Origin of the sequence: Nocardia vinacea (assembly GCF_035920345.1) — a bacterium.
GTDB classification, from domain to species: Bacteria; Actinomycetota; Actinomycetes; order Mycobacteriales; family Mycobacteriaceae; genus Nocardia; species Nocardia vinacea_A.
Window position 1 is genome coordinate 8,598,546 of sequence record NZ_CP109149.1, and the last position, 22,239, is coordinate 8,620,784.

The window sequence follows — 22,239 nt, forward strand, 5'->3', positions numbered from 1 at the left end:
CGCGATTCGATGAGGGGACCGCGGAAGGGGCGCCCAACTTGAGGAGCTGCACCCATGCCGGATAACCCGGTCATCGAATTATGCGGGATAGAAAAGAGTTTCGGTCCCGTCCATGTCTTGCACGAGGTCGCCTTCTCCGCGTACTCGGGTGAGGTGACGGCGCTGGTCGGCGATAACGGCGCGGGCAAGTCCACGCTGGTCAAGTGCATCGGCGGTACTCATCCGATCGATTCGGGTGAATTTTTTTTCGAGGGCAAGCCAGTGCGTGTGCACAGCCCGCGTGACGCCGCCGATCTCGGGATCGAGATCGTGTACCAGGATCTGGCGCTCTGCGACAACCTCGACATCGTGCAGAACATGTTCCTCGGCCGGGAGAAGAAGCACGGCCTGGTCCTCGACGAGTACGGGATGGAGGAGCTGGCCGGAAAGACCTTGGCGGGCTTATCGGTTCGGACGGTGAAGTCGGTGCGACAGCAGGTGGCGAGTCTGTCCGGCGGTCAACGCCAGACGGTGGCGATCGCGAAAGCCGTGCTGTGGAACAGCAAAGTGGTGATCCTGGACGAGCCGACGGCCGCGCTGGGTGTCGCTCAGACCCAGCAGGTGCTCGAGTTGGTTCGTCGACTTGCCGACAAAGGCCTTGCGGTGGTGTTGATTTCGCACAATATGAACGACGTCTTCGCGGTCTCGGATCGGATCGCCGCGCTGTATCTCGGCCGGATGGCGGCCCAGGTGCGCACCGCCGACGTGACGCACGCACAGGTCGTCGAACTGATCACCGCCGGTCGCAGCGGAAGTCTCGGCCTCGGAAATGGAGCAAGCGTATGAGCGCCGTGGTTACGGATAAGTTCGAGGCCACGTCCTCGCCGGTGACCGAGCTGGTCAACTCGTATGTCGGACGGGTGCGCAGCGGGAATATGGGTGCGCTGCCGTCGATTATCGCGCTGGCGGTGCTGTCGGTGGTGTTCTGGATCGCGCGGCCGGTGTTCATGACGCAGGGTAATTTCGCGAATCTCCTGACCCAGGGCGCGGCCATCGCGGTAATCGCCATGGGACTGATCTTCGTTTTGCTGCTCGGTGAGATCGATCTGTCGGCCGGATTCGCCAGCGGTGTGTGTGCGGCGGTGCTCGCGGTATTGCTCACCGATAAGGGATGGCCTTGGTACGCAGCGGTTCTCGTCTCGCTGCTCACCGGCGTCGTGATCGGACTGACCATCGGGACGATCGTGGTGAAGATCGGAATCCCTTCGTTCGTGGTGACATTGGCGGCGTTTCTGGCATTGCAGGGTGTCGCGCTGAAGATCATGGACAATGGGCGCAATATCTCGATCCACGATGAGACGATCGTCGCGATCGCCAATAGGAATGTGCCACCTTGGCTCGGCTGGGTCATGTACGTGGTGCTGCTGGCCGGATTCGCGGTTATCCAATACCGAAAACTGCGGGCGCGCACCAAACTCGGTCTCACCGGTGAAACCGCACCGGTGATCGCGCTGCGGATAGCGGCGGTTGCCGTGGTGGCGGGTGCGGCGGTGCTGATCCTCAATGACGAACGCAGCCGCAACCCGGCGATCAACTCGCTCAAGGGCATGCCGATCGTGGTGCCGTTGATCGTGGCGCTGCTACTGCTTTGGACGTTCGTGCTCAACCGCACCTCGTTCGGCAGACACATCTACGCGGTCGGCGGCAGTACGGAAGCGGCTCGGCGGGCGGGCATTCCGGTCGATCGGATCAAGATCTGTGCCTTCGTGCTGTGTTCGACAATGGCCGCCGTGGGCGGGCTGATCGCGGCATCGCGTGCCAACTCCGTCGATCCGAATACCGGCGGCAGCGATGTGTTGCTGACCGCTGTCGGAGCGGCCGTGATCGGCGGTACGAGTCTGTTCGGCGGGCGCGGTCGGATGCTCGACGCGGTGCTCGGTGCGGCGGTGGTCGCGGTGATCAATAACGGAATGGGCCTGATGGGCTACAGCGCGGGCACCAAATTCGTTGTGACAGGATTCGTGCTGCTGTTGGCAGCGGGAGTGGACGCGCTGTCGCGCAAGCGTGCGTTGCCAGGAAGTTGACCAACTGACCATTTCGAGCGACCTGCAAGCAGTCGCTAGCGACCGGGAGGAGGTTCGCCCGAATGAGAGCTGCACCTTCCCCGGACGAGATCCGGCGGCAGAACCTCGCCGTGCTGCTGCGGCATGTCCACTCCAGCGGACCCATGTCGCGAACGGCGCTCGCCGAGCGGATGGGGCTCAATCGCAGCACCATCCTGGCGCTGACCGCCGACCTCGCCGCGGCCGGTCTGGTCAGCGAGGAGCTGCCGGGGCAGACGGGGAAGGCAGGGCGGCCGTCGCTGGTGGTGCGCCCCGAATCGGAGCGGGTCTACGGGTTGGCACTGGATGTGGGGGCGGATCGGCTCGCGGTGGCTCGGGTCGGCTTGGGTGGGGTGATTCTCGATCGGCGGGAAACGCGCCGTCCCAGTGGCACGTTCGATCCGAATGATGTGATCGGTGCGCTCGTGGACCTCGCGGAGAACATGATTCGCGGGTCCGGGCCCGAGACGGTATGTGTGGGTGTGGGAGTCGCGTTCTGTGGGATGGTGCGCGAAGAGGACGGGGTCGTTCGGTACGGGCCGAATATCGGGTGGGTGGATGTGCCGGTCGGGGCGCGGCTTTCGGAGCGACTCGGGTTACGCGTGGTGGTCGGTAACAACGCCAACCTCGGTGCGCTTGCCGAACGGGAACGTGGTGTCGGTATCGGGGTTGCGGACATGATCTATCTGCACGGTGAGGTCGGTATCGGGGGCGGAATCATCATGGGCGGCAAGCTGCTCGGTGGTGAGGGGGGATATGGCGGCGAGGTCGGGCACATGATCGTGAATCCGGGTGGGCGGGCTTGCACGTGTGGGTCGTATGGCTGTTTGGAGGCCGAGGCGGGCGAGCTCGCGTTGATTGCGGCTGCCGGGCGGGCGGATCTCACCGGGCGTGCGGCGGTAGAGGCGATCGTGGATGCTGCGGCGCGTGGTGATGCCACTGCCCGAGATGCGTTGCACCAGGTCGGGGATTGGCTCGGCTACGGCGTTGCCAACCTGGTCAATATCTTCAATCCGACGATGGTCGTGTTCGGTGGCGTGCTCCGCGAGATCTACCTCGCCTCCGCCGCACAGGTCCGCAGCAGACTCGCGGTGAACGGGCTGCTCGCGGTGCGTGAGCGAGTTCGCTTGCGCACCTCCGCACTTGCCGACGATGCGCCCTTGGTCGGCGCCGCCGAACTAGCCTTCGCCGACGTCCTCACCGACCCGCTACAAACCCTGGCCCGCATCTCCAACTGACTCGCATCAAGATCAGGTGGAATCTGTGCAGGCATCGGCCCGAGAAGCCCCCGCCACCAGTGCCACCTGATCTTATTGTGCTGACGCCAGAGCGGTCGCTTGGGTGGTTTACCTGCGGGGATATTCGTGGAATGCTGTCGCGGTCGGAGCTTGGGGGAGTAGTTCGAACTCATTTGGGGGGCTTTATGGAGAGACATCCGTCGGGGCTTTCGTACGCGCCGAGGACTGAGCCGCCGTTGTTGCCGTACCGTCCGGCCGGGAGCCGCGCGGAATTCGAGGATCCGCCGCGGGCGTCGCCGTGCCGCACGCCGTTATCGCGGAATGATCAGACCGGACGATCCGGCCCGCCGGGTTTGCGGCGGGCGCTCAGTGCGGGGCATGCCGAGTTGCCGCCGGTCGTCGAATTGGATTCGACGGCACAGCAATTCGTCGAGCGTGCGCTGCGGCTGGCGCTCGAGATACTCGACCACCGCCGCCCAGTCGCCCAACTCACCACCATGGCCACGCCCGCCGTGGTCTCTGCGGTGCGAACCATAGTCCGAGCCGACCTCGCACCCGGCCGCACACTCGGCGTAGCCGTGCTCTACCGCGCGGGCCTCATGATGGTCGACGCCTCGACCGCGGAAGTCTTCGCCACCTACGACCGCGGCCGCCAACACTTCGCCATCGCCGCCCGAATCGCCCGCACCCGCTCAACGGACTGGCGGCTCACTGCTTTTCGAGTGCGGTGAATCCGACGCACAGTCGCCACGGTGCGGGCCGCGGCAGCTGGCGTCTTCTGTGTGCGGTGAATCGACGCGTGCCTCGGTGGTCGGCGCGTGCGGACCGTGTCCCACAGCAGACCTTGCGGATATCTGTGCTGTCCGCGCTGTGGTGAGTGCGCGGCGGTCGTACTGGCTCACCGTTTCCGGGGGCGGTGAATCCGACGCACGGTCGTCACGGTACGGGCCGTGGTAGCTGGTGTCTTCTGTGCGGTGAATCCGACGCGCGTCCAGGTGGTCGGCGCGTGCGGACCTTTTCCCACAGCAGACCTTGCTGATGTCTGTGCTGTCCGCGCCGTGGCAAGTTCGCGGCGGTGACACTGGCTCACCGTTTCCGGGGGGCGGTGAATCCGACGCGCGCCTCGGTGGTCGCCCGCACGCGTTCGGTGCTGCGGTGCGAACGTCTGCACGATTCGGCTCCGGCATGTGCCCGGCTGTGCAATCCGCGCCTGCGGCAATGGCGCGGCCTGCGTGCGGTGATGGCGCGGCCGGCGGTGATGGTACTCGGCGGCTGTCGTCGCGGCGTGCCGCCACGACGACAGCCGCTGGCCGCGGCCGGGTAAACATCGTGCGCGGTCGGGTGTGGCGGTCTCCGCCCGTGTGCGTCGCCGCGGGCAGACTGCGGCTGGTCGTCTTCCAGGGCCGGTCAGTCCACGGCAGGCGCGGAGTTCGGGGCGGAACTACGCTGGCCGGATGATCGGCACGCGAGGCAGTTATGACCTGGTGGCCGAGCGTTATGCCGATGAGCTCGGGGATGAGTTGCGGGGTAAGCCGTTGGATCGGGGGATGTTGGGGGTTTTCGCCGAACTCACCGACGGGGGTGTGGTTGCGGATATTGGTTGTGGGCCGGGGCATGTCGCTGCTTATCTTGCGGGGCGGGGGGTGCGGGCTGTTGGGATGGATCTTTCGCCTGCGATGTGTGCGGTGGCGCGGCGGACTAATGCGGTGGCGGCTGGTGCGGCGGATATGACTGCGCTGCCGGTGCGGGCGGAATCGTTGGCGGGGTTGGTTTGTCTGTATGCGGTGATCCATTTGGACGAGCAGCAGCGGGCGGCGGCCTATGCGGAGTTCGCGCGGGTGTTGCGGCCCGGTGGGTACGCGCTCATTGCATTTCACACCAGCGACGCGGACTTTCCGGATGGTGGGGCCAAGACGCTCACCGATTGGTGGGGCCACCAGGTTGACCTCACCTTTCATTACCTGGACCCGGACGCTGAATCCGAAGCCTTGGTGACGGCTGGTCTGGTCCCTGAGGCGCGCTTGGACCGTGAACCGCATCCGGACACCGAACATCCGAGCCGGCGCAGCTATCTGCTGGTCCAGCGCGCATAGGGAAAGGTGCGAATTGTGTTGCGAGCATTACTTTTCGATGTGCAGGGGACGGCGACGGATTTTCATTCGACCGTCTGCGCCGAAGCGCGACGCATCGGTGGTACCCGATATCGCCATATCGATTGGCCCGGTTTCGTAGACCATTGGCGCGCTGAATATTTCGCCGCACTGCGGAAGGCAGAGCCCGACCGAGACAACTGGGTCACCGTGCATTCGGTCTACGCCAACGCACTGGACGGCCTACTGGGTGATTACGGCATCGACCTGTCGCCCGACGAACGCGCCGATCTCACCCTCGCCTGGCAGCGACTCGAACCATGGCCCGATGTAGTCGCCGGATTAAACAGGCTCGCAAGCAAATTCACGATCGCGACCTTGTCGAATGCGGATGTCGCCGCCGTGGTGAATATTTCGAAGCGCGCCGCACTGCCGTGGGATGCGGTATTCACCGCCGAGATGGCGGGTGCGTTCAAACCAGACCCCACGGTGTATCGCATGGCCGCACGGTATCTGGGGCTCGAGCCGTCGGAGATCATGATGGTCGCCAGCCACAAGTACGACATTCAGGCCGCGGGCGCACTGGGCTTCCGGACGGCCTTCGTCGCACGGCCGCTCGAGTTCGGCGCCGGCGGTGATGTGGATGTTTCCTTCGACGACGATTTCGACGTCAACGCCACCGACTTCCTCGATCTCGCAGACCAACTCGGCTGCTGACCTACGCGGTTCGCATGGCACACAGCACATGTGGCGGAACGGTGGACCGCTGTCGCGGGCTGCTACCGAGGTAACCGGCGATGAGGTTCGGTGCGTCGCGATCGTCGACTCGGTCGAATCCAGCCTCCCGCAAGATATTTGCGATGTCATCGGCCGTGAAGAAGCTGAGCCAGGGCTCGCCGATGGACGCCACCAGATCGGCTCGCGCGGTGCGCTGATCCATCTCCTCGGGCGTGGAAGCCGAAGCGGGATAGAGATAGTCGAACACCAACCGCACCGGTGTCGCCTGGCCCGCGACGAACCGTAGGGTGTCCAGGATCGTGTCCTGAGTCAGGTACATGATGACGCCGAGCCAGACGAATACGGCCGGTCGACTCCGATCGAACTCGGCGGCAGCTAATCCTGCTGCGAGCGTTTGGCTTTCGAAGTCGACGGGAGCGAAGGTCAGCGATGCCGGGAGTTCGATGCCCGCCGCATCGAGCCGCTGCCGCTTCCACTCCTGGGTATCGGGATGATCGACCTCGAACACCCGCACATCCGGATGCGGGTTGCGATAGGCGAAGGTGTCCAGTCCGGCACCGAGAATCACCACCTGACGGGTGCCTGCCGCTACCGCGTCGGCAACGGTGTCCTCGGCGAAGCGGGCGCGGGCGGCCAGGAACAGACGGCGTCGGCGGCGCATGTCGGTCTCGTCGTCCTGGAACGTCGCGGTCTCCAGATCGGCCAGTTGGTCGGGCGCGATGCCTGCGATTCGAATGGCCAGCGGATCGGTGAAGATGCGCGGCTCAGTCGCGATCTGGTGGTAAGCGCGAGCGTAGGCGGTGGCGAGGGCGGTGCGACTTGGCTGACCGAGCTGCATACGCCGAACCTACCCGCCACGCCGGCACGGAACTATTCCTCGGTGAGGATCAGCGAGTTGGCGATGGGGGCGAGCACCTCGACCAGTTGCGTGATCGGCGGGCGCGGGTCGGCCAGAATCCATTCGTGCGCGACACCGTTGATCGCGCCGATGAGTGCACTTGCCGCCCAGGTGATTCCGCCAGGGACGCGGATGTCCGGGCCCGCGATCGAGATGAGCAGCGCCTCGATTGCCCCCGCCCACGCGTGGCGGCGCTCACGGCGGTGCTTCTCCATGCGTTCACTGACCCCGACCACCTCGACGAAGGCGACCTTGGCCCGGTACGGATCGGAGCTGATCGAACCGATGAACGCCGTCAGCACCGCGGTGAGCCCGGCCGCGATATCCGTATCCGGCCCCAGTGCCGCGACGGCCTGCCCGACGACTGCGGCGGACTGGTCCTGGATGTAGTCGTAGGACGCGATGAGTACGTCTTCCCTGGTCTGGAACTCCTCGTAGAACTGCCGCTTGGACAGCCCGGCCGCGGTGCACACATCGGCTAGCGAGCAATCCGCATAGCCGCGCTCGGCGAAGGTTCGGATGGCGGCGTCCAGGAACCGCTGCCGTCGCTCAGCCTTCCGCTCGCTCACTGCGCGGCCGCCGTACTGCCTGTCCACGATGGTCACAGCTCCGCCTCGCTAGCGTGCGGCTCCGCTGCGACCAAGGGTGCTGTGTCTTTGGTTCCCTCGCTGTGCTCGGTCACAAGCACCACGGTATCCGAGCAGCCACGCGGACTGCTCGGTGTGCTGTGACGGCCCGGGTCAGTCCAGGATGAAGGACCCGCCCAGCGCATCCTGTGCGCCATAGAAGAGCAAGAAGACGTAGTACAGAACCGTCGAGACCGGTTCATTGGGCACGTGCATGTTTCCTCGGAGCTTCCCCAGCAAGCTGTCCGGCACCAACCGGCCGGTTCGGTGAAAGTTACGTCATCTGCGGCCGCTCGGCACATCGAGTCGGCGAATCGGGTCTATTTCTGCCCATGACTGCGGCCGTTGTTGCGATGCACATCACGTCTGTGCCATAGTCGCCAACATGTGAGACGGAGTGGTCTCACAGTATGCGAAGGGGCTGGAAGTTGATCAATCCGCTGGCGGGTCGCGCCCGGCGAATCATGTTCTCGGCCGGAGTCACGGCCATCGCACTGCTCGCGACGACCGCGGTCACGGTCGCCGAGCCGCCGGAGGAACCGGCAGCGGTGCAACCTGCGGCACCGGTTCCGCTGCCGCCCGAATTGGATCCGGGTTTCTACCATCCGGCCGCAGAACTCGTGGCGAGCAAGGCGCCGGGCGAGCTCATCTCGGCGCGGCAGGTCAATGTCGCCAACTTCGGGTTGATTCCGGTGAATGTCGACGCCTGGCAGGTCTCCTACCGCTCGAATAACAGTCGGGACGAGGCGATTCCAGCGGTCGCGACGGTCGTGAAGCCGCGCGGCTCGGCCCCCGACAAGCTCGTCTCGATGCAGATCGCCGAGGACTTCTTGGCCGGGTACTGTGCGCCTTCCTATGCGCTGCAACAGTTTTCGGTCAGTCCGTTTGTCGGCCAGGTCGTCGCGCCCGCGGAATGGCTGATCGCCCAGGGTGCGGTGCAGCAGGGCTGGGCGGTTGTCATCCCCGATCATCAGGGACCGAACAACGCCTATGCGGCCGGACCGTTGGCCGGGCGGATCACCCTCGACGGCATCCGCGCGGCGCGCAACCTCGAGCCGATGCGGCTCGCGCCCGATGCCCGGATCGGTATGTACGGCTACTCCGGCGGTGCCATCGCAACCGGTCACGCGGCCGAGTTGAAGCAGGCCTACGCGCCGGAACTCAACATTGTCGGCACGGCCGAGGGCGGTGTGCCCGCCGATCTCGGCGTGACGCTGAATGTCGCGAACAACCAGCTCACCTCCGGTCTGGTCCTAGCCGCCGTCAACGGTCTCACCCGCGAGTATCCGGATTTCGCCCGGTTCATCGACGCCAATATCGACCCGCTGGGCCGGACGCTGTCGACCGTCCAGGGTGGGCTGTGCGTGCAGTACCTGACCCCGCTACTGCCATTCCTGAACCTCGAGGGCATGATTCGAGTGCCGGGCGATCCGATCCAGCACCCGGCGGTCGCCGACGTGCTCGACAAGACGCGAATGGGTAAGTCGGTACCCGATATGCCGATGTACATCTGGCAGGGCAACCCGGATGAAATCATCCCGGTGGGCCAGGTCAACACTCTGGTCGATACCTACTGCCAAAGCCCTTCCGCGACTGTGCAATACACCCGAGAGCACTTTGCCGAACACGTGCTCACCGAGATCTCGGGCACCGCGCCCGCCCTGCTGTGGCTGCGTGATCGGCTCAATGGCGTGCCGACCCAACAGGGTTGCGACACAACCGATGTCGGCTGGCTGGCCTTGGACCCGAACGGAATCGAGCTGTTGCAGGCCACCTTCGGCGAGACCTTCGCTTCCTTCTTCGGCAAGCCGATCGGCGTGAAGTGAGTCGACCTCCGGTGCGAACCGGAGGTCAACTCATCGGGTGCCGTCGGCGCTGAACATTTCCTCAGCGCGGCGGGTGTCCATGTACTCGCGCACACGGTGGATCAGGCCGTCGCGCAGTTCGAAGATGAAGCAGTAGTCGTTGTCGTAGTGATTGCCGTTCATCAATGTCGCCCGCATCCGTTCCTCGACAACGACTTTCGTGCCCTCGGCGATGACGGCGGTGAACTCCACGCTTCGGTCGGAAACGAATATGGTCGGAAACTCCCTGGTCAGGAACCGCACAATGCGGTCACGGCCGACCAGGTGATTGGTGCCGTCGATGGCGCGGGCGGTGGCGTTCTGCGGCGGTGCGAGCCATTCGGCGTCCGGGGTGAATACCGCGGCAATGCGGTCGGGATCCTGGGTCGCGAATTCGCGCCAGGCCCGGATGATCACATCTTTGCTCGTCTGTGCGTCCATTCGGCCAATCCTTGGTTGGCCGCGGCCGCCGATCACGCCATATCCGGACAGGTCGTGTCCGGATATGGCTGGTCGGTGCGTGGTCCGGCGCGCAGACTCAGGGGTATGGGATCGTTCCAAGGCGTCATCACGACCGGCATCTATTGCTTGCCGCCGTGCCCTGGACGCCCACGGGTGGAGAACGTTGTCACCTTCATCTCCGCTGCGGGTGCCGAGGCGGCTGGGTTTCGGGCCTGCCACCGTTGCCGTCCCTATCGTGGCGATCGAAAGCCCGCGAGCGCATCCGAATTGGTCTGTCGCGCTGTCGATCTCATTGCCGTGGGTGCACTGGACGAGGGCAATGAGGCGGAACTCGCCGCGCGGCTGGCAGTGTCGGAACGTCACCTGCGGCGAATGTTTCATGAGCAGGTCGGTGCGACGCCGGATCAGTTGGCCCGCTCGCGGCGTGCGCATTTCGCGCGACGGCTACTGGACGATACCGATCTGTCGGTCACCGATATCGCCTTCGCCGCCGGATTCGGGAGCCTGCGTCAGTTCAACCGGGTGATGGTCGCGACATTTCGGGCAACACCCGTCGAGTTGCGCAAACACCGCCGACGTGCGGACCGCTTGGTCGCGGATGGGGGTCTCGCGCTGCGGGTGCCGGTGGCCGAGGGGACGAATATCGCGCGGCGTTTGACGCAGCTCGCGGACACCGCAATCGCTGGTGTCGAGAGTGCCACACTGGCCTGCTACCGGCGGACGATCGTCATGGACAGCGACCCGGGAGTCATCGAAATATACTCGGCCACAACAGATGCCGTGCGACTCGTCGTGCACGTGCCGCATATCGAAGGGCTGATCCACCTCGTGTCCAGGGTGCAGCGGTTGCTCGCGGGTCAGCCGTGGGATCCATTCGAGGACGACATCCGCGGCATAGTGTCGGACAGAGATGTACTCAACAATTTCGTCACCACCTATGGCGCACCGATAGGCGGATTGCGGCAGTTCGGCCTTTCTTACCTCTTCCCGACGGCGACGACGCTCGCCACCGCTGACCTGAACGGTCTCGATACAGTTGGCGCACAAGCGATCCGCGCATGTGTTCGCCCTCGTGAACTAGCCGGTTGAGTCGTCCTGGCACGGAATCGGGCGCACCGCCGAATGATCGAGTCTATTGAGCACGAGTGCGGCAGTGGTTGGTGAAAAAACCGTGCCATTGTGTCCGGCTTTGCTACCGGGACAGACGTTTTGGAGGACGTAGTTGTCGACACCGGGCTCCGCGATCATGGCCTGGTTCTGGCCGAAAGATGAGATCGGGTCGAAACGGCTGCTGATGGTGGTGTAGGCGACGCCGGGAACGGTGATCGGTCCGGAGTTCAACTCCTGTAGGAAGGCCGACCCGGCCAGTAGATCCTTCACCGCGGGCGGTACCGGCAGCTCGTCGCGGAAATTTCCGGCATTGAGAAGAGTCGCGCCGAGATTGCCGAGCGTGCCGTGTGTCGGCGAGGAAATGGTGGTCACCGAATGGACGCCAGTTGCGATTGCCGGATCGGTTTTCACGATGTACTGCGCCATGATGCCGCCCTCGGAATGGCCGATCAGGTCGACCTTCGGTACGCCGAGTCGGGTGGTCAGCGCGGTCAGTTTCTGCTTGATCTCGACCGCCGAATCGGCGAGCGGACCATTGCCACCGCCCTGCATGGCATTGCTGCCGCCATACGAGAAGGAATAGACGCACAGACCGGCATTGGTGAGGGCGGGTCCGAGATAGCCCCACGCTCGATACTCGTCGCCCGCGAAACCATGTAGCAGGACAACGGGAACCGCTCCGGGCACTGTGGGCACGCAGTCGTACCGGTTGACTCCTGGCGGTGTCGGCGCTTCGACCTTGCCTTCCTGCGCCCATCGGGTTTCCTCGTCCTGCACCTGCTCCCAGGTGGCCGTCGGATACGTTTCCGGCTCCGCTGCGGCCAACGGCATCGGTGCGGCGCATAGCGCAAATCCGACGAGGGACAGGGTGATTCGGCGCAATCTCATGCGTGCGGTCCTCGAATGGTAGTAGTCAGGCGGGTATCGGCAACCGATCGACCGGTCAGCAGGTCGTAAGCCGTGGCGGGTAGCCCCCAGGTTTCCGTTGCCTCATCCCAGGATTCGGCGGCTCGGCGGGGGATCGGAATCGCCACCTCGACTGCCTCGCCCGGCTCGGCTTCGACGACCGCGAACGCGGCCAGTCGGCGTTCCGGTCGGGATGAATGAGCGATATACGTCTGGATCGTTTCGCGGCCGGGACGATCGCCGGTATTGCGAACGCGAACGGTCAGCGTGCCGAGAACGCCGATGGCCACCGGATCAGGAGCGAACACGGCGCTTTCGTACTCCCAGGTGGTGTAACCGATTCCGTGTCCGAACCAGTACGCGGGCGCGATCGAAAGTCGTTGCCACGCACGGTATCCGATGTAAACGTCCTCCTCGTAGGCGAGAGCACCGTCGGTGGGCGTGACATTCAGTACCGGCGCATCGTCCTCGTGCGCGGGCCAGGTGGTGGGCAGCCGTCCGCTCGGTTCGGCCCGGCCCATGAGCATATCCGCCAGTGCGGCACCACCTTCCTGCCCAGGAAACCAGGTGAGCAGAATCGCCGCGACATCCTCGGCCCACGGCATCCGCACAGGGGACCCGGTATTCACCACGACCACGGTGCGCGGATTGGCGGCGGCGACCCGCTCGACGAGCTCATCCTGTCGACCGGGCAGCGAAAGCGATGTCCGGTCGAAGCTTTCGCTCTCCACCTCGGGGGTGGTGGCGACGACCACCACGGCCACATCGGCCGAAGCCGCCGCGGCGACCGCTTCTTCGATGAGCGCCTCGGGGTCGATATTCGGTTCCTGATGGCCGAGCGAGAACTTCTCGAAGGCAATGGGCATCTCGGGCAGTGTCGTCACGGTATGCGTAAGACTGATCGAAACCTGCTGTCCCGCAGCGAGTTCGACCTCGAAAAGTGTCTCCGGCGGGTGGAGGAAAGCCGCCAGCGGATCGCCCTCCGGGACGATCGCGTCGTCGAAACAGGTCACATCGCCGACCGTCAGCCGGAACGGCCCGATGCCAGCGATGGCCAAGGTGTGTGTTCCCGTCGCCCGTGGCGTGAAGGTGCCGGTGACAACGACCCGATGCAGTTCCCCGACTCCGATACCGTCCGGGAATTCACCGATCCATTCGATCGTGGCCTCCGGCAGCGGATGCTCGCCGAGCAGGCGGTCACCCGCGCCGCACAGCTGGACCCGCAGATCGAAACCTTCCTTGGCGGCGGGAATCTTGACTCGGGGATCCGCACCGACGGCATAGACCAGTTCGGTATCCGTATCGAGCACGGCTCGCAGACCGTCGAGCGGGGAAACGGTGTGCGGTGGGAACACCTGGGCGCTACCGCCGCCGAGCGCCCTCGGCTGGTCGGCGGTCTGGCCGATCAGCGCAATACGCCGTAACTTGCCGAGTGGCAGCACACTACTCTCGTTGCGCAGCAGCACAATCGAGCGTTGGGCGAGCTCGCGAGCCAGCGCGTCGCCGTTGATCGTTGCGGGCACCGTGGCGACTTCGGGTGGTGCCCCGGCCAACGCGCCGACTCGGGCGGCGAGCCGGAGCACATGCCGTGCCATCTGCTCGACGGTCTCGGCCGGAACCTGGCCTGCGCGAACCGCTTCCGCGAGGGTGTGGCCGAAGACGCTCTGCGGTCCCGGCATTGCGAGATCGAGCCCGCCGACGGCCGCGCCGACAGTATTGCGTGCCGCCGTCCAGTCCGAGACGATAGCGCCGTCGAAACCCCAACGCGCACGCAGTATTTCGTTCTGCAGCGCATTGTGCTCGGTCATCGTTACACCGTTGACGCTGTTGTAGGCCGCCATCAAGGCCCACGGCTCGGCCTGTGCGACCACGGTTTCGAACGGAGCTAGATACAGCTCGTGCAGTGCCCGCTGGGATACCCGCACATCAACGGTGAATCGGTCGGTCTCGGAATCATTGGCCACGAAATGCTTCGGCGTCGCGGCCACACCGCCCTCCTGCACACCGGTCACGTAGGCCGCGCCGATCGCGCCGGTCAGCAGCGGATCCTCCGAATAGCACTCGAAGTGCCTGCCGCCCAATGGGCTTCGATGCAGATTGAGCGTCGGAGCGAGCAGTATGTGCACACCCTTGCGCCGCGCCTCCTGCGCGAGCAGCTGCCCGGCTCGCCGGGCCAGAGTCGGATCCCAGGTGGCGGCCAGCGCCGTCGGGCTCGGCAGGGCGATCGACGGATCCTCCGGACTCCAGTGCACTCCGCGCACACCGATCGGACCGTCGGACATCACCAGGGACGTCAGCCCGATCTCAGGCATAGCGGGCAAGGACCACATGTCCTGTCCGGCGAGCAGGCGGCACCGGGCATCCAGATCCAGTGCGGCCAATGCCTTTTCGACCACTGCCTCACGGTCGGCTCGGTGATTCGCCATGTCGGTCGACTCCCTTGTTCGTATGACGCGCGGGCATCTACCTCGAAGTATGGCCGATTTACCTAGCAGTAGGTAGGTAATGTTATCGATACGTTATAGATTCGGATCGTCATCCGGACGGATCAATTGCAGGAACTCGCGCAACAGCGCGGGCATATCCACGTCATCCGGCGACAGCAACCATTGCTGCTGCAAACCGTCCAGGACCGCGATCAGCAATACGGCGGCATCCCGATGTGAGACGCCCCGCGGCGGATCGCCGCCCAAGGCGCGCTCCAAGAAGGTGGTCAGCATCTCCCGGGCCTGCGCGTACCGATCGACGAAGTAGTCGCGCGCCGGATGATCCTGAGTGACGCTCTCGGCCGCGAGCACCGTGAACGACTGTACGATTCCGGGCCGCTCGGCATTGCGTTCCACCAGGTCGGCGAGGAGTTCCAGGGTTGTCGCACGGCCCTGTGCGGTGGCGAGCAGGACGTCGAGATCGTTCTGATCGCGCAGCTCGAGCACATTCGCCAGCAGCGTCTGCTTATTGGGAAAGTAGTGCAGCACGCCCTGCTGGCTGAGCCCGACCCGCTCCGCGACGATCGCAATGGTCGCGCCCTGGTAGCCGCGTTCCGCGAAAACCTCGAGGGCCGCCTCCAGGATCGCTCGACGACGATCCTCGTGACCGGCCCGGCCCGGGGTCCGTCTCATGCGGTGCACTCTTTTGCTGCGTCCATTGTTCGCAGACTAGCGAATCGCCGTTGGCAGCGGCGGGTTCGGCGCGTCTACTTTCTATCAATGCTAGGTCTAGCGTTGATAGAAATCAGAGCAATGTGATCCCCTGGCTCGACCGTCTGCCGATTCCTGGCACCGTGTCACAGTGACGCTGGGCGCCGTACCGCGCCCAGGCCGCGATCTCACCGCAGTGCGGCGACAACCTGCTGTGCGATGTTCTGCTCACCGAAGGTGTTGGGGTGCAGCGGGACAATGGATGGAGTCGACAGCGAGGGGATGAGACCGTTGATCCACTGCTGGTCGGGCGCGGCGCACATATCGTGTCCGATGCTGGAGGTGGCGGTGTCGACGAAGATCGCGCCGTGTGCGGCCGAGACGTCGCGCAGCAGTGTATTGAGGTTGACCAGCACGTCCTGGAGGTAGTCGGCGTCGCGTGGCCAGGCGGGCTGCTGCGCCGGGCACGCACCCGCGCGTGAGGCGGTCGGATACCCGACGATCACGATCGTGGCTTCGGGTGCGCGCGAGCGGATTTCATCGATCGCGGTGCCGTAGACGGGTGCCAGGGCCTTGGTCCGTTCCGCGAAAGTGTCGACACCGTTCGCCGTAAAGGTGTCCGCGCATGACGTGCCGTGGGGCTCCGGCAGGAGATTTCCGCACAGCAGGGCCTGCTTCGCCAGGCCGATATCGTTGCCGCCCATGGTCATTGTCACCAGGGTGGTGTCCGGTGTCAGCGCATCGAACTGCGGTGCGGCGGTTCCGGAGACGACGCCGCGCTGAGGGCTCGTGAGGTCGTCCAACGTGGCCCCGCCGCAGGTGACGTCCTTGAAGGTCGCGACGCCGAGCTCCTTCGCGACCAGCGACGGGTAGTTGACCGCGGAGCGTGAACACGTGGCGAGCTCGGTTTGTGGAAATACACCCGCGCCCGCGGCGAAGGAATCACCGAGGGCCACATAGTGGGTGCCCGCGGCCGGGTCTGCGCCCGCTTGCCCGGTGATAGCGGCGCTTGCCGCGACTGCCATCGCGGCAGCGGCGACCGCCGGTCTCGCCTTTCCGAATAGGTGGTTCCAGCTGCCGAAAACTTGCATTGTGTCTCCTTGTGAACCCATGACCGGACGAATTCGGGTCTGCATTCCCAGGAGTAACTCGCGCAGGCGGGATCGACCCTGTGCATCCGACCGATATGGGCAGAGTCTAGCCGCGATTCGCCAATCCCGAATAACTTTCTGTTTTCCCGCTGACTTTTTCTGGTCGCTGCGGGCTCGGCTGCACGTCGAGACCCCGGGCGACGTTGGGGGATAGCGTATTTCGCCATACCATCAGCGACCAGGCTTCGTTTCAGATTAATACCTTCAGGTAAGGCACTGTTGCGTTCCTCACTATTTCGCCTCTACCTGCGGAAAGTCAACGATGACGAATCGTCAGGGTTGACACCGCCTGCCCAGGCTGGCTACGGTCGCCATTGTTCGCGCTGAGTCATCGCCCGCCTCGGCATTAATGGCAGCAGGCTGTCCATATGGTCTGGCCGAATGTTTCGACCGCGGGGAGGCTGTCGTTATTCTTCGACTCTGGTCGCATTCACAAAGAAACTCGACGGACCTTTCTTTGTGCTTCGAGACAAGATTCTCGCGCCTTTTTCTCCACCGCCAAGACTCCACCAGTTCCTTCAGACGTTAGGCGCCAGCTTTGTCCGTCTCGATCTCACCCGCCAAGACCGTGGATGATCTCCCGGGGCCGAGCCGGTGGCCGTTGCTGGGGAATCTCCCGCAGATGCGGCCCTCGTTGCTGCACCGTCAGTTCGACGAATGGTGCGATGAGTACGGCCCGCTCTATCAGTTGAAGATGCCGGGGCGGCACATCGTGGTCGTCAGTGATCCCGATCTGAACCGCGAGATCTTCCGTGACCGGCCCGGGGGATTCCGGCGGCAGTCGGCGATCGAATCTGTCATGGACGAGATGGGTTCCAACGGCCTGTTCTCGCTGGAGGGTGAGGCGTGGCGGCTGCGTCGCAAGCTGGCGATGCCCGCCTTCAATGCCTCGCATCTGCGCAGCTTCCATCCCACCCTGGAGACGATCACCGGACGGTTGCAACGGCGCTGGGAACGGCAGTCGCCCAAGGATATTCGCGCCGACCTGACTCGCTACACGGTGGACGTCACCGCCAAGTTGACCTTCGACTACGACATCAACACCATCGAACAGTCCGGCGACATCATCCAGCGGCACCTGGAGCTGATCTTCCCGCTCATCAACCGGCGGATCAACAGCCCGCTTCCGTACTGGCGTTACGTCAAACTTCCGGACGACCGGGCGCTGGAGCGCGCACTGGGCGCACTGCGCACCGATCTCACCGGTGTCATCAGTCGGGCCCGCGCGAATCTGCCTGCGGCGCCGACGAATTTCATCGAGGCCTTCCTATTGGCGCAGGACGGCAGCACCTCCTTCACCGATGACCAACTGTTCGCCGAGGCGCTGACCATCCTGATCGCCGGTCAGGACACCACCAGCAATGCCATGGCCTGGCTGCTCTACCACCTCGCGGGCAATCCGGCTGTGCAGGAACGGATTCGCGATGAGGTCGCTGAGATTCCCTCGGCGCTGGATCGGCAGCCGTATCTGGAAGCGGTTGTTGCCGAATCGATGCGGCTGCGGCCGACGACCCCGATCGTCGGACTCGAGGCAGCCGTCGACACCACGATCGCTGGTGTGCACATCCCGGCCGGCACCTGGGTGATCGTCAATGTGCAGCATGCGAGCCTGCAGGAGAAGAACTTCGAGGACGCGCTGCGCTTCGACCCGGATCGCTGGCTGCGCACCGAGCACGGCACGCATCGGCCCGAGGTCTCCACCCCGTTCGGGGCCGGTCCGCGCTTCTGTCCGGGGCGCGGGTTGGCGATGTTGGAGATCAAGAATGTAGCCGGCATGGTCTGCCGCAACTTCGAGGTGCGTCTGCCCGCGGGTGCGCAGGCCCCGAAGGATCGCTTCCATTTCGCCGTCATCCCCATCGATCTCGATCTCGAACTGGTCCGACGGCCCGCCTAACCCCCGTTTGCCGAGCACACTCTAAGGATGTAGATGTCGTTGCATCGACTGACCGCGACCGACGGTGTCTGGCTGTCGCTCGAATCGCCCGATATGCCAATGCATATCGCCTTCCTACTGGAATTCACCGCACCCGAGGGCGGGGCGGCCCAATTCCTGCGGCAGTGGCGGGCCGGACTGGACGCACCGGCGAGCCTGCCGCAACCCTGGAACTTCCGCCCGCTGAAGTTCCCGCCGCCGGGTGTCACGGCCATGGTGCGTGAGGTCGACGATATCGACCTGAGCGAGCACATCCGGGAGTGGACGCTGCCGGAGCCCGGCAGCCAGGATCAGTTGACCGAGCTCGTGTCGTCGATCCATCAGAAGCAGCTCGATATGAGCCGTCCGCCATGGGAATTGCACGTCATCGAGGGACTGGCCCAGGACCGTTTCGCGCTCCTGCTCAAGGTGCATCACAGCCTTCTCGACGGCGCATCGGCCATGCGGTTGTTCACCGATACGTTCACCGAGGATGCCGACGCCCGCGATGTGCCGGACCTGTTCACCGTGCGTCCGGCCGCCGAATCGGCGGAAGCCGGTACGGCGAATCCGTTCCGTGCCCTGCTCGCCGCATTGACCGGCGTGCTGGCCTTGTTGCGCGGTGTCGGATCCGCCGCTCGCGATGCCTTTCGACGTGCGCGCGGCGATAAGACGATGGCGCAGAAGGCATATCAGCAGCCGGAAACCATTCTCGACGGCACCATCATCGGCGCGCGCGATCTGTCCCGGCGTCGCTACGACCTCGCGCTGTTCAAGCGATTGGCGAAGGCGGGTGACTGCACGATCAACGACATCGTGCTGTACCTCGTCAGCACGGCGCTGCGCAGCTACCTGACCGATCACGCTACGTTGCCCGCAGAGTCGTTGACCGCGGGCGTGCCCACCGATCTGCGCGAGGAGGACGACGCTCGCGCCGGCACCCGCGCGGGCATGATGTTCACCGCACTCGCCACCGATATCGCCGATCCGCGTGACCGGTTGAGCGCGGTCAAGTACTACATCCGCGCCGCGAAACAGCATATGGGTGAGATGGCCCCGAACGAGGTCATCGGCTACGGACTCGCGGTCACCCTGCCGTGGATCCTCGGGCTCAGCTTCGGCTTCACCAACACCGCATCCTCCCACCCCATGGGCATCTCCAATGTGCCGGGACCGCGAAACCCGCTGTACTGGAACGGTGCTCGGCTCGAGACGATCTATCCGATCTCGCTGCTCATGCACGGCAATTCGCTGAACTTCACCTGCATCGGCTATTCCGGTGGGCTGCATTTCGGCGTCCTCGGCGTACAGGACAAACTGCCGCCGATGTCGTACCTCACCGGGGCCATGGATGCCGCGCTCGATGAGCTCACCGAACTGCTCCTGCCGGACCGCACACAGCTAGCCGCTGGATGACGTCCATGTCGAATTACGATGTGGCGATTATCGGCTCGGGCTTCAGCGGGCTCGGCGTCGCGGTGAACCTGCGCCGCCTCGGCAATGACAACTTCGTCATCCTCGAGCGTGCCGATGCCATCGGTGGTACTTGGCGCGATAACGTCTATCCCGGCTGCGCGGTAGACGTTCCATCCGTGCTGTACTCGTATTCCTTTGCGCCGAACGCGGATTGGACCCGCGTGTACGCGACCCAGCCCGAATTGCGTGCCTACACCGAGCAGGTCGTCGACACCTTCGATCTGCGGCGGCATGTGCAGCTGAACAGTGACGTGGCCGAGGCCGATTTCGACGACGAGGCCGAACAGTGGGTGCTGCGGCTGAGCGACGGCAGACTGGTCCGGGCACGCGCCGTCGTCATGGGTTACTTCTCTCTACACGCCGAGGCTATTCCGGATATCCCCGGTCGCGCCGATTTCGCTGGGCCGCAGATGCATTCGAGCAAGTGGGACCCGTCATTCGAACCGGCGGGCAAGCGGGTCGCTGTGGTCGGGGCCGGGGCGAGCGCGGTGCAGATCGTGCCCGCGCTCGCGAAGACGGCGGCGGAACTCGTCTCGTTCCAGCGCACTCCGGCCTGGGTGATTCCGCGCCTGGACCGGCCGATTCCGCCGACGGTGCGCAAGATATTGCGCGCCGTGCCGCCGATTCGGTTGGCGGCGCGCGGATTCGTCTTCCTGTTCCTGGAGGCCATGCACTTCGCCGTATTTCATCCGCGGCTGGTTTCGGTCTACGAGTGGGTCGTCCGCAAAATGCTGGCCGAGCAGGTACCCGATCCCGAGCTGCGGCGCAAACTCACGCCCGACTACGCCTTCGGCTGCAAGCGCCCGATGGTCTCCGACGAGTACTACAGCTCGTTCACCCGCCCGAATGTGCGGTTGAGCACCGAGAAGATCACCGAGATCACCGCAAGCGGCCTCCGCACCGCCGACGGGGAGTTGCACGAGGTCGACGCGATCGTGTGGGCCACCGGATTCCACGTCCAGGATTCCATCGCGCACTTCCCGGAGTTCCGCACCGCGGTGACCTCTACGCGAAAGAAGTTCGAGCGCGATGGTTTTCGCGCCTACCGTGGCGTTGCATTCGCGGGGTTGCCGAATCTGTTCGCGGTCACCGGACCGAATACCGCACTGCCGCACACCTCGCAATTCCTCGCCATCGAACCCACGACGAGGCTGATCGCCAAGACGATCGAGCATATGCGGGCCAAGGGGATTCGCCGCTACAGCCCGTCCGAGCGAGCGGAGCGCGAATGGGTCACGCGCGCAAGGAAACTGCTCGCCACCCGGGTGTGGTCGACCGGCGGATGCACCAGCTACTTCATTGATGAGGACGGCACCAACACCCTGACCTGGCCGGGCGGAACGTTCAGCGTCCGACTCGACCGGCGTCGCATACGTCCGCAGGACTGGGACACCGGACGACAGTGACATGTGCGGCATCAATGGAATAGTCGATTTCGCGGGACCGGTCGATCCGACCCCGATCGCGGCCATGAACGAGATCCAACGCCACCGCGGCCCCGACGGTTTCAGCACCTGGCGCAGCCGCAATGTCGCCTTCGGCTTCCAGCGCCTCGCCATCTCGATGTCGAGCACGGTGCGCAGCCCGCTCGTCAAGGGCATCTTCGCTTCCGGACTGGTCGACGTGACCATGGACCCGCAGGGCCTCAGCGACTGCCTGTTCTACGGCCACACCATCGCACCCCGCACCTTCTGGCAGGGTGTCGACGATCTGCCACCCGCGACCATCGTCACGATCGATCATCGCGGTATCTCCGAACAGCGATACTTCACCCCGTTCCTGCGCCGCGATCCCGATGCATCGCTGCTCACCGGCCGGGCCGCGATCGAGCGGTTCGATGATGCCGTCACCGCCGCGGTGCGCAAACGCCTGCCCGACGAGGTGGCGGCCGGAATCGCGCTGAGCGGCGGCCTCGACAGTTCCGCCATTGCCGCGGTGGCGACCCGACGCTGCGACGCACCGCTCACCACCGCGAGCATCCGACTCACCGGTGAAGCCCTCGACGAGACGCCGATGTCACGGCTGGTCGCACAGTCACTCGGCATAGCCAATGACGAGGTCGAGATGACCGCCGCTCGTGCGTGTGAGCTACTGCCGAAGAGCCTGTGGCACTTCGAATCACCGTTCTGGTACGGGGCGGTGGCGACACCGTTCCTCGATCTGACCGAGTTCGCTCGGAACAAGGGCCTCGAGGTCGCCATGAGCGGCGATGGCTCCGATGAGCTGTTGGCGGGCTACGACTTCCACCGCCTGATGAAGCTGAGCTGTGGAGGTGGCCGCGGTGTTGGAGGCGATGACCGCGCCCGGCCGTCCGTGGACCATCACAAAGCGCCGTTACCGGACCAATGTGTTCGTCCCGCTCTACCAGCGCTTGGATATCGCCCTGACCTGATATGGGTCCGCTTGCCGCAGAGTCGGATCAGGGAGAATGCCTGACAACTTAGCTACGGTCCACAGCCCAAGGTGTGCTGCACAGAGCGTTGTGGTGAGTCACGGTTGCGCACCAACGGTGATGCACGTTACTGTTCCCACTCGTTGATGGGAACGGGGTAGTTCCTCATTGCCGGGAG

Annotated in this window: 20 protein-coding genes; 13 read left to right on the forward strand and 7 right to left on the reverse strand. The window is 64.6% G+C overall.

The window, feature by feature from the left end:
- Positions 1-54 precede the first annotated feature (54 nt).
- The 7 genes from OIE68_RS38815 (at position 55) to OIE68_RS38845 (ending at position 6,126) form a co-directional block, all read left to right on the forward strand.
- Positions 55-825, forward strand: coding sequence for an ATP-binding cassette domain-containing protein (locus tag OIE68_RS38815; protein WP_327095866.1), 771 nt, complete (start codon positions 55-57; stop codon positions 823-825).
- Positions 822-2,063: a sugar ABC transporter permease gene (locus tag OIE68_RS38820; protein WP_327095867.1), complete on the forward strand. Its 1,242-nt coding sequence runs from the start codon at positions 822-824 to the stop codon at positions 2,061-2,063. Before OIE68_RS38815 ends, OIE68_RS38820 begins: the two co-directional genes overlap by 4 nt.
- Positions 2,064-2,125: 62 nt before the next feature.
- Positions 2,126-3,319, forward strand: a complete 1,194-nt coding sequence (locus OIE68_RS38825) for an ROK family protein (RefSeq protein WP_327095868.1) — start codon at positions 2,126-2,128, stop codon at positions 3,317-3,319.
- Positions 3,320-3,504: 185 nt separating this feature from the next.
- Positions 3,505-4,050 carry an Rv3235 family protein gene (locus tag OIE68_RS38830; protein WP_327095869.1) on the forward strand — a complete coding sequence of 182 codons (546 nt, stop codon included), beginning with the start codon at positions 3,505-3,507 and terminating at the stop codon, positions 4,048-4,050.
- Between the two features lie 344 nt (positions 4,051-4,394).
- The gene (locus OIE68_RS38835) at positions 4,395-4,643 is read left to right on the forward strand and encodes a hypothetical protein (RefSeq protein ID WP_327095870.1); all 249 of its coding nucleotides are present in this window, start codon (positions 4,395-4,397) and stop codon (positions 4,641-4,643) included.
- Between the two features lie 130 nt (positions 4,644-4,773).
- The gene (locus tag OIE68_RS38840; RefSeq protein ID WP_327095871.1) at positions 4,774-5,412 is read left to right on the forward strand and encodes a class I SAM-dependent methyltransferase; all 639 of its coding nucleotides are present in this window, start codon (positions 4,774-4,776) and stop codon (positions 5,410-5,412) included.
- A gap of 6 nt (positions 5,413-5,418) precedes the next feature.
- Complete coding sequence (locus OIE68_RS38845) at positions 5,419-6,126, forward strand: haloacid dehalogenase type II (RefSeq protein WP_327095872.1); 708 nt, start codon at positions 5,419-5,421, stop codon at positions 6,124-6,126.
- Between the two features lies 1 nt (position 6,127).
- Here OIE68_RS38845 and OIE68_RS38850 read toward each other — a convergent pair whose 3' ends face one another.
- Positions 6,128-6,985, reverse strand: a complete 858-nt coding sequence (locus tag OIE68_RS38850) for an SAM-dependent methyltransferase (RefSeq protein WP_327095873.1) — start codon at positions 6,983-6,985, stop codon at positions 6,128-6,130.
- 32 nt (positions 6,986-7,017) lie between these two features.
- Positions 7,018-7,650 (reverse strand): TetR/AcrR family transcriptional regulator, encoded by a 633-nt coding sequence (locus OIE68_RS38855; protein WP_327095874.1) that lies wholly within the window; start codon positions 7,648-7,650, stop codon positions 7,018-7,020.
- Positions 7,651-8,081: 431 nt separating this feature from the next.
- On the opposite strand from OIE68_RS38855, the gene OIE68_RS38860 reads away from it, so the two are divergent.
- Positions 8,082-9,497, forward strand: coding sequence for a lipase family protein (locus OIE68_RS38860; protein ID WP_327095875.1), 1,416 nt, complete (start codon positions 8,082-8,084; stop codon positions 9,495-9,497).
- Positions 9,498-9,527: 30 nt separating this feature from the next.
- Here the strand turns inward: OIE68_RS38860 and OIE68_RS38865 are convergent, their stop codons facing one another.
- Positions 9,528-9,956: a nuclear transport factor 2 family protein gene (locus tag OIE68_RS38865; protein ID WP_327095876.1), complete on the reverse strand. Its 429-nt coding sequence runs from the start codon at positions 9,954-9,956 to the stop codon at positions 9,528-9,530.
- A gap of 105 nt (positions 9,957-10,061) precedes the next feature.
- Between OIE68_RS38865 and OIE68_RS38870 the strand changes: the two genes are divergently transcribed.
- On the forward strand, positions 10,062-11,066 hold the full coding sequence (locus OIE68_RS38870) for a helix-turn-helix domain-containing protein (protein ID WP_327095877.1): 1,005 nt from the start codon (positions 10,062-10,064) through the stop codon (positions 11,064-11,066).
- Here the strand turns inward: OIE68_RS38870 and OIE68_RS38875 are convergent.
- The 4 genes from OIE68_RS38875 to OIE68_RS38890 form a co-directional block, all read right to left on the reverse strand.
- Entirely contained in the window at positions 11,055-11,975 is a 921-nt protein-coding gene (locus OIE68_RS38875; protein ID WP_327095878.1) for an esterase/lipase family protein, read from the reverse strand. The genes OIE68_RS38870 and OIE68_RS38875 overlap by 12 nt on opposite strands.
- Positions 11,972-14,419: a beta-glucosidase family protein gene (locus OIE68_RS38880; protein ID WP_327095879.1), complete on the reverse strand. Its 2,448-nt coding sequence runs from the start codon at positions 14,417-14,419 to the stop codon at positions 11,972-11,974. Before OIE68_RS38880 ends, OIE68_RS38875 begins: the two co-directional genes overlap by 4 nt.
- A gap of 93 nt (positions 14,420-14,512) precedes the next feature.
- Positions 14,513-15,112, reverse strand: coding sequence for a TetR/AcrR family transcriptional regulator (locus OIE68_RS38885; RefSeq protein ID WP_327095880.1), 600 nt, complete (start codon positions 15,110-15,112; stop codon positions 14,513-14,515).
- A 206-nt stretch (positions 15,113-15,318) separates the two neighbouring features.
- Entirely contained in the window at positions 15,319-16,221 is a 903-nt protein-coding gene (locus OIE68_RS38890) for an SGNH/GDSL hydrolase family protein (protein WP_327095881.1), read from the reverse strand.
- A 598-nt stretch (positions 16,222-16,819) separates the two neighbouring features.
- Between OIE68_RS38890 and OIE68_RS38895 the strand changes: the two genes are divergently transcribed.
- Genes OIE68_RS38895 through OIE68_RS38910 form a run of 4 tightly spaced genes read left to right on the forward strand, consistent with a single transcriptional unit; the run spans position 16,820 to position 22,105 of the window.
- Positions 16,820-18,175, forward strand: coding sequence for a cytochrome P450 (locus tag OIE68_RS38895; RefSeq protein WP_327095882.1), 1,356 nt, complete (start codon positions 16,820-16,822; stop codon positions 18,173-18,175).
- 33 nt (positions 18,176-18,208) lie between these two features.
- Positions 18,209-19,609, forward strand: a complete 1,401-nt coding sequence (locus OIE68_RS38900; RefSeq protein WP_327095883.1) for a wax ester/triacylglycerol synthase family O-acyltransferase — start codon at positions 18,209-18,211, stop codon at positions 19,607-19,609.
- Between the two features lie 5 nt (positions 19,610-19,614).
- Complete coding sequence (locus OIE68_RS38905; RefSeq protein ID WP_327095884.1) at positions 19,615-21,075, forward strand: NAD(P)/FAD-dependent oxidoreductase; 1,461 nt, start codon at positions 19,615-19,617, stop codon at positions 21,073-21,075.
- 1 nt (position 21,076) lies between these two features.
- Positions 21,077-22,105, forward strand: coding sequence for an asparagine synthetase B family protein (locus OIE68_RS38910; protein WP_327095885.1), 1,029 nt, complete (start codon positions 21,077-21,079; stop codon positions 22,103-22,105).
- Positions 22,106-22,239: the final 134 nt, after the last annotated feature.

Coding starts and splice junctions, on each gene's coding strand:
- OIE68_RS38815 (WP_327095866.1), top strand. CDS start 55: ATGCCGGATAACCCGGTCATCGAATTATGCGGGATAGAAAAGAGTTTC.
- OIE68_RS38820 (WP_327095867.1), top strand. CDS start 822: ATGAGCGCCGTGGTTACGGATAAGTTCGAGGCCACGTCCTCGCCGGTG.
- OIE68_RS38825 (WP_327095868.1), top strand. CDS start 2,126: ATGAGAGCTGCACCTTCCCCGGACGAGATCCGGCGGCAGAACCTCGCC.
- OIE68_RS38830 (WP_327095869.1), top strand. CDS start 3,505: ATGGAGAGACATCCGTCGGGGCTTTCGTACGCGCCGAGGACTGAGCCG.
- OIE68_RS38840 (WP_327095871.1), top strand. CDS start 4,774: ATGATCGGCACGCGAGGCAGTTATGACCTGGTGGCCGAGCGTTATGCC.
- OIE68_RS38850 (WP_327095873.1), bottom strand. CDS start 6,985: ATGCAGCTCGGTCAGCCAAGTCGCACCGCCCTCGCCACCGCCTACGCT.
- OIE68_RS38860 (WP_327095875.1), top strand. CDS start 8,082: ATGCGAAGGGGCTGGAAGTTGATCAATCCGCTGGCGGGTCGCGCCCGG.
- OIE68_RS38865 (WP_327095876.1), bottom strand. CDS start 9,956: ATGGACGCACAGACGAGCAAAGATGTGATCATCCGGGCCTGGCGCGAA.
- OIE68_RS38870 (WP_327095877.1), top strand. CDS start 10,062: ATGGGATCGTTCCAAGGCGTCATCACGACCGGCATCTATTGCTTGCCG.
- OIE68_RS38875 (WP_327095878.1), bottom strand. CDS start 11,975: ATGAGATTGCGCCGAATCACCCTGTCCCTCGTCGGATTTGCGCTATGC.
- OIE68_RS38880 (WP_327095879.1), bottom strand. CDS start 14,419: ATGGCGAATCACCGAGCCGACCGTGAGGCAGTGGTCGAAAAGGCATTG.
- OIE68_RS38885 (WP_327095880.1), bottom strand. CDS start 15,112: ATGAGACGGACCCCGGGCCGGGCCGGTCACGAGGATCGTCGTCGAGCG.
- OIE68_RS38890 (WP_327095881.1), bottom strand. CDS start 16,221: ATGCAAGTTTTCGGCAGCTGGAACCACCTATTCGGAAAGGCGAGACCG.
- OIE68_RS38900 (WP_327095883.1), top strand. CDS start 18,209: ATGTCGTTGCATCGACTGACCGCGACCGACGGTGTCTGGCTGTCGCTC.
- OIE68_RS38905 (WP_327095884.1), top strand. CDS start 19,615: ATGTCGAATTACGATGTGGCGATTATCGGCTCGGGCTTCAGCGGGCTC.
- OIE68_RS38910 (WP_327095885.1), top strand. CDS start 21,077: ATGTGCGGCATCAATGGAATAGTCGATTTCGCGGGACCGGTCGATCCG.